Origin of the sequence: Paractinoplanes rishiriensis (assembly GCF_016862375.1) — a bacterium.
Classification (GTDB): domain Bacteria; phylum Actinomycetota; class Actinomycetes; order Mycobacteriales; family Micromonosporaceae; genus Actinoplanes; species Actinoplanes rishiriensis.
In genome coordinates this window covers 1-5,994 of record NZ_BOMV01000030.1, presented here as the reverse complement: position 1 = coordinate 5,994, position 5,994 = coordinate 1, and the positions used below count along the sequence as shown (strand labels likewise).

6 protein-coding genes are annotated in these 5,994 nt (G+C 70.0%); 4 read left to right on the top strand and 2 right to left on the bottom strand.

Going from position 1 to position 5,994, the window contains the following annotated elements; translation table 11 throughout:
- Positions 1-109: 109 nt before the first annotated feature.
- A complete protein-coding gene (locus Ari01nite_RS14625; RefSeq protein WP_203781776.1) occupies positions 110-1,687 on the bottom strand; it encodes a DHA2 family efflux MFS transporter permease subunit in 1,578 nt (525 codons plus the stop codon).
- Positions 1,688-1,885: 198 nt separating this feature from the next.
- Complete coding sequence (locus Ari01nite_RS14620; protein WP_203781775.1) at positions 1,886-2,530, bottom strand: response regulator; 645 nt, start codon at positions 2,528-2,530, stop codon at positions 1,886-1,888.
- A gap of 146 nt (positions 2,531-2,676) precedes the next feature.
- Here Ari01nite_RS14620 and Ari01nite_RS49825 point away from each other — a divergent pair, with 146 nt between their 5' ends.
- The 4 genes from Ari01nite_RS49825 (at position 2,677) to Ari01nite_RS14605 (ending at position 5,485) form a co-directional block, all read left to right on the top strand.
- Positions 2,677-3,039 (top strand): P-type ATPase actuator domain-containing protein, encoded by a 363-nt coding sequence (locus Ari01nite_RS49825; RefSeq protein WP_239162753.1) that lies wholly within the window; start codon positions 2,677-2,679, stop codon positions 3,037-3,039.
- On the top strand, positions 3,036-3,794 hold the full coding sequence (locus Ari01nite_RS51390; RefSeq protein WP_369076769.1) for a cation transporting ATPase C-terminal domain-containing protein: 759 nt from the start codon (positions 3,036-3,038) through the stop codon (positions 3,792-3,794). The genes Ari01nite_RS49825 and Ari01nite_RS51390 overlap by 4 nt, the downstream gene beginning before the upstream one ends.
- Positions 3,682-4,206, top strand: a complete 525-nt coding sequence (locus tag Ari01nite_RS14610; protein ID WP_369076768.1) for a DoxX family membrane protein — start codon at positions 3,682-3,684, stop codon at positions 4,204-4,206. Before Ari01nite_RS51390 ends, Ari01nite_RS14610 begins: the two co-directional genes overlap by 113 nt.
- Before the next feature lie 244 nt (positions 4,207-4,450).
- Positions 4,451-5,485 (top strand): DUF4872 domain-containing protein, encoded by a 1,035-nt coding sequence (locus Ari01nite_RS14605; RefSeq protein WP_203781773.1) that lies wholly within the window; start codon positions 4,451-4,453, stop codon positions 5,483-5,485.
- Positions 5,486-5,994 lie beyond the last annotated feature (509 nt).

Below are 5,994 nucleotides of genomic sequence, written 5' to 3'. Positions count from 1 at the left end.
GCGCGGCGCAACGCAGACGCGGAAAGCGCGGCGCAACGCAGACGCGGAAAGCGCGGCGGCGCGGGCCCTCAGGGGCCCGCGCCGGCGGGAATGGTGGTGCTGGTGGGGCTCAGTGCAGGGCGATCGCTGGGGCCGGGGGCTGGTCGATGTCGTCGGTGATGTGGGAGACCTCGCGCTTTCGGGGGAGGAACGCCACCGGGATGAAGGTCAGCAGGACCACCAGGAAGCCCACGAAGAAAGTGTTGGCGAAGCAGTCGGCGGCGAAGGCCAAGCCTCGGTCGATCAGGTCGGGTGGGACCTGCTGGGCCAAAGCCGGGTTGAGCTGGGCGCCGATGGCAATGCCGGCCTCGGTCATCGGCTCGCCGGTTTGCGGGTTGGTGGCGCCGGGGACCACGGTTGAGCCGTTCAGCTCGCTGGTCAGGATCACCGACATGATGGCGGCGCCGATCGAGCCGCCGATCTGCTGGAGGATGTTGACCAGGGTGGAGCCGCGGGCCACGTCGTGGGCCTTCAACGTCTTGAGCGCCGAGGTCATGATGGGCATCATCGTGCCGCCCATGCCGAGGCCCATCACGAACAGCGAGCCGCACAGCACCAGGTAGGACGTGTCGGTGTCGACCTGGGTGAAGGTGAAGAAGCCCGTCGCGATCAGGACCAGCGCGAACGGCACGGTGCGCCCGACCGGGATCTTGTCGGCCAGCATGCCGGCGATCGGCATCGTCACCATGGCGCCGAGGCCCTGCGGAGCCATCAGCAGGCCGGCGGTCAGCGTGCTCTCGCCGCGGACCTGCAGGAAGTAGCTCGGGAAGAGCAGACCGGCACCCATGAACGCGACGATGAAGATGAACAGCGACAGCGACGCGACCGTGAGGTTGCGGTTGCGGAAGAGACGCAGGTCGAGCAGCGGGTGCTTGGGCTTGAACGAGTAGAACACGAACGCGATCACGAGCAGGCCGCCGATGAGCATCGTCGTCCAGGTCTTGGTCGCGGTGATCGTGCCGGTCTCGGGCAGCGAGGACACCCCGTAGAGGAACAACGCCAGACCCGGCGAGAGCATGAGCGCGCCGACCACGTCGAACGACTCGGACGGCTCGGGCGTGTCCTTGGGCAGCGCCCAAGCGGCGTAGGCCAGGGCGATCGCGCCGATCGGCACGTTGATAAGGAAGATCCAGTGCCAGCTCGCGACGTCGATCAGCCAGCCGCCGAGGATGGGGCCGCCGATCGGGCCGAGCAGCATCGGGATGCCCAGGATCGCCATGAGGCGGCCGATCCGGTGCGGGCCCGCGGCCCGGGTCATGATCGTCATGCCGAGCGGCATCAGCATGCCGCCGCCCAGGCCCTGCAGGACCCGGTACGCGATGAGCTGCTCGATCGAGTCGGCAGTGGCACACAGGCCGGAGCCCAGGGTGAACAGGACCAACGCCGCCATGTAGAGACGCTTGGTGCCGAACCGGTCAGCCGCCCAGCCGGTGGCCGGGATGACCGTGGCCAGCGCCAGCGTGTAGGCGGTCATGGTCCAGGCGACCTCGGCGTACGAGGCGTTGAACTCGCTCTGGAACGTCGGCAGCGCGACGCTGACGACCGTGACGTCGAGAATCGACATGATCGCACCGAGCACGACCACGCCGGCGATCTTCAGAACGGCTCCATCGATCTTGTCAGCCGACGAAACCTGCTGCTGGGACACGGTGTTACCCCCCTACCGGCCGCAGGCCGGCCCTTCCCTGGACCTGAGGGCGCCACGGTAGCAGCGACCTCCGACAGTCCTCCCACCCATTTACCCAGGCGAGAACGCCTCGGATTGAGGGTACGGGCTGGTCAGAGGTATGAGGCAGGTTTCCCGCCCGTTCGGGTGGGTGGTGCAGCTCACCGAAATCGACCGCGGTCAGCCGTGCGGATGATCACCCAGTAGCCGGGTTGCCAGCACCGCGGCCTGGGTGCGCCGTTCCAGGCCGAGCTTGGCGAGCAGGCTGGACACGTAGTTCTTCACCGTCTTTTCGGCGAGGAACATCCGGCCGGCGATCTCGCGGTTGGTGAGGCCCTCGGCCACGAACTCGAGGATGCGCCGTTCCTGGTCGGTCAGCGAGGCCAGTTCGCGCGGCTGCTCCACGCCGTTGCGGATGCGCTCCAGGACCCGCTGGGTCACCGCCGGGTCGAGCAGCGACTGCCCCTGCGCGACCCGTTTCACCGCGTCGACCAGGTCGGTGCCGCGGATCTGCTTGAGCACGTACCCGGATGCCCCGGCCATGATCGCTGCGAAGAGCGCCTCGTCGTCCTCGTACGAGGTCAGAATCAAGCCTTTGATTGTCGAGTCGATCGCGCGCACGTCCCGGCAGACGTCGATGCCGTTGCCGTCCGGCAGCCGAGCGTCGAGGATCGCCACATCCGGTCGCAGCGCCGGGATGCGCCGCGCCGCCTCCTGGGCGGAACCGGACTCGCCGATCACCTGGATGTCGCCGCCCGCCTCGAGCAGATCGACCAGCCCGCGACGGACAACCTCGTGGTCGTCGAGCAGAAAGACTCGGATCATCCTTCCTTTCTACCTTCCTCCTGGCGGCCGGACACAGGGCCTAAAGTCCCGGGGCCAACGGCTCTCTCAGCTCGCCGATCCCCTGGTCCTGCTGCTCCGCCGCCGCGGCCGTCACCACCGCGCTCGGCGACCTGCCGGACACCCTGGTGATCGCGCTGGTGGCGGCCGTGAACACGACGATCGGGGTGGTGCAGGAGGTGCGCGCCGACTCGGCGATCGCGGCGCTGGACCAGCTCGCCGCGCCGTCGGCGCGCGTCGTCCGGGACGGCCAGGAGCTGCTGGTTCCGGCTTCCGACGTGGTCAAAGGCGATCTGGTACGCGTGGAGGCCGGCGACATCGTGCCGGCCGACCTGGACCTGGTCGTCGCCGAGCGCGCCGGTTTTGACGAGTCCGCGGTGACCGGCGAGGCGGTACCCGTGCACCGGTCTTGCGGAGAAGCCGCCGAGGCCGGGACCGTACTGGTGACCGGCCGGGCGGCGTGCTCTCCGGTCAGCCGGTGGCCCGGATGACGATTACCGCGGTCAGCCTGGTGGTGGCCGCCGTACCGGAGAGCCTGCCGGCCGTGGTCACCCCTGGCCCTGGCCCTGGGCGCCCGCCGGATGGCCCGGTCGCGGGCCATCCCGAGGCGGCTGCACGCGGTCGAGACGCTCGGCGCGGTCACCGTGATCGCCGCCGACAAGACCGGCACGCTCACCAGAACCGGATGTCCGTGCAACGTGCGGTCACCGCCGACGGCTCCACTTCGAGATATCCGGCCGCGGCTACGAACCGGGGGCGAGGTCCAGCCTCGGCCCGCCGACGACGGCCTCGCCCGGCCTGCGCTGGCCGGCCTGGTCTGCACCGCTGGCTGCCGGTCGCCGTGGCCACCTCCGCCCTGCTGCAGGTGGCCGGTGTCCTGATCGAACCGTTGCGCGCCCTGCTCGGCACCCAGCCGCTCACCGCCGCCGAACTGCTGTCCTGCGCCGCGGTCGCGGTCCTGCCCGGACTGATGACGGGACTTTGGTCCCGCCGGAAAGGGTTCTTGGGCCCGGGTGACCGGCCGGCAAACAGAGGAGAGTCAAAACCAGAGAGAGACGGAACGAGGAGGAACAATGACCACCACCGGCCGGAGCCACGCGGCCCACCTCGAGCAGGTCGAGGCCCCGGGCTCCATGCTTACCAAGACCGCCGCCCGCGCACTCGCCGTGCTCCGCATCTCGACCGGGTTCGTCTTCCTCTGGGCGTTCCTGGACAAGACCTTCGGCCTCGGCTACAGCACCCCTGAGGCCCGGGCCTGGATCAACGGCGGCTCGCCGACCAAGGGCTTCCTGTCCAACCTGGACGTCGGCCCGTTCCAGGGCTTCTTCAACAGCCTGGCCGGCACCACGTTCGCCAACTGGGCCTTCATGCTCGGCCTGCTCGGCATCGGCCTGGCCCTGATCCTCGGCATCGGCCTGCGGATCGCCGCCGGCGCCGCCGCCCTGATGATGGCCATGATGTGGCTCGCCGAGTGGCCGCTGGCCCAGCAGACCAACGGCGGCGAACCGACCGGCTCGACCAACCCCCTGGTCGACTACCACATCGTCTACGGCCTCAGCGCGATCGTGGTCGCCCTCACCTACGCCGGCCACACCTGGGGCCTCGGCAAGTGGTGGGCTCGGCTCCCGCTGGTCCAGAAGAACCGGTGGCTCATCTGAATCGCCGCAACTCGCCAATCGCCCGGCCGGTCCCCCGGCCGGGCCTTCTTGCGTACAGTGGGTCGCACCCGGCGCGGCCCGCGCGCCGTACCCCCTGATCGGTGGCCCACGCCCACCGGCAGCGCGGGGGCAAAGGTGGTCGATGCCATCGCGGGCGCGCGCCGAGCCGCACACCGACCTGTGACGGCGTGGCCGCGGTCCGGCGTGGGCAGGCCCGCCGCCGCGCCCGGACAGGACCCGTGCGATGACCGAACGCAGGCACCTCAAGCAGCTGATCCGCGCCCGCATGGCCCGGACCGGCGAGTCCTACACCACCGCCCGCCGCCATCTGACCGCCGCCTCCACCCCGCTTTCTCAGCATCGGTTGAGCACGCTGGCCGCGCTCATGCTGGACCGGGCCGGCTACCGCGCCCCGCACACCGGCGAGCCGTTCTCCGAGGCCATGCTGACGGGCTTGGCCGGCGGCATCGGTTTCATGTACGCGATCTTCGAGTACACCGGCCTGCCGCCGATGCTCACGATCGTCTGCCAGCACCACCCCGACCCCTGGTTGCCGGCCATCCTCCGCCGCCTGGCCGTCCCGCACGCCGAAAAACAGGGCAAGCTGGACCTGTCCGGCGGCCGCCCCGCCTACTGCACCGTGCGACGCAACGATTACCCGTACGAGATCGTCGTGACCGCAAGCAACGACGGCCAGTTAGTGATCGACTCCGGTTTCGACGTCACCACGATGCCCGAGCCCGAATTCCGCACCCAGTGGCCGCGGCACCACCAGATCGTGCTCGAACCGGGCGGCGTCGTCCCGCCCGAGGTGCTGGCGTCCGGCCTGCGCGACGCGATCGCGACCACGGTGGCGCACCTGACGGGCCCGGTGCTGGGGCACAAGTTCGACGTCAACTTCGGCTTCTCCGGCATGACCAGGCTGGCCGCCCAGCTACGCGACGCCCGGACCAAGAAGGGCTGGGCGAGGCGCTTCGCCGACCCGCCGGCTTTCGCCCAGGCCGTACGCCGCCTGCACGAGTGCCTGGACCACGAGTTCACGGCCCCCGGCGCCACCCGCCCCCTGTACGCGAGTTTCCTGGACGAGGCCGCCCCCTTGCTCGGCTCCTCCTCCCTGCCCGAAGCAGCCGAATTGTTCCGCTCATCGGGCGCGGTGTGGTCCCAACTGGCGCACTTGGAGCCGTCCGCCGACCACGCAGCCTTCTTTGCCTCATCGGCCGACCTGGTGGATGAGGCCCGGACACTAGAGGAGCGCGCGGTGGCCCTGTTGTCCGCTTAGGACCACCCCACCCGCCGCAGCTTTCCAGCCGACCGGGCCGCCACCGCGGTGGCCCGGTTCGGCGGGGCGCGCCGACACCGCCCGAATGGCTGGATGCCTACGCGAAATTGGCTCGCTATTGTATTTTCGGGCGCATTGTAATTTCGCTGGTTTCCTCCCGAAGGAATAGTGGTTCGCTTTATTCCGCCGCGGATACCGGGTCATTTCCGCTCAGCGGGAGTCGGCCTCGGAGCCGACTTCTCACCGGGTGCAGCGGCCGGGCGGCCGGCTCGCGGTCGCTCGGAAGTCGGAAGGAGGACGGCTGGCGCCCGAGCGGTCGATGCGGTGCGGGTGAGGGACACGGTGGGCGGGGCGCGAACGGGCAGTGTTACACGCGCAGTCAGCGCGGCGACGGTGGGCGGCGCGGCGTAAACAGTGGGCACGGCGCGAGCAGGAGGCACGGCGCGAGCAGGAGGCACGGCGCGAGCAGGAGGCACGGCGCGAGCAGGAGGCACGGCGCGAGCAGGAGG

What these genes read in the sequence shown, in the direction of transcription:
- Ari01nite_RS14620 (WP_203781775.1), bottom strand. Translation starts at nt 2,530, where the DNA reads ATGATCCGAGTCTTTCTGCTCGACGACCACGAGGTTGTCCGTCGCGGG.
- Ari01nite_RS51390 (WP_369076769.1), top strand. Translation starts at nt 3,036, where the DNA reads ATGACGATTACCGCGGTCAGCCTGGTGGTGGCCGCCGTACCGGAGAGC.
- Ari01nite_RS14610 (WP_369076768.1), top strand. Translation starts at nt 3,682, where the DNA reads ATGCTTACCAAGACCGCCGCCCGCGCACTCGCCGTGCTCCGCATCTCG.
- Ari01nite_RS14605 (WP_203781773.1), top strand. Translation starts at nt 4,451, where the DNA reads ATGACCGAACGCAGGCACCTCAAGCAGCTGATCCGCGCCCGCATGGCC.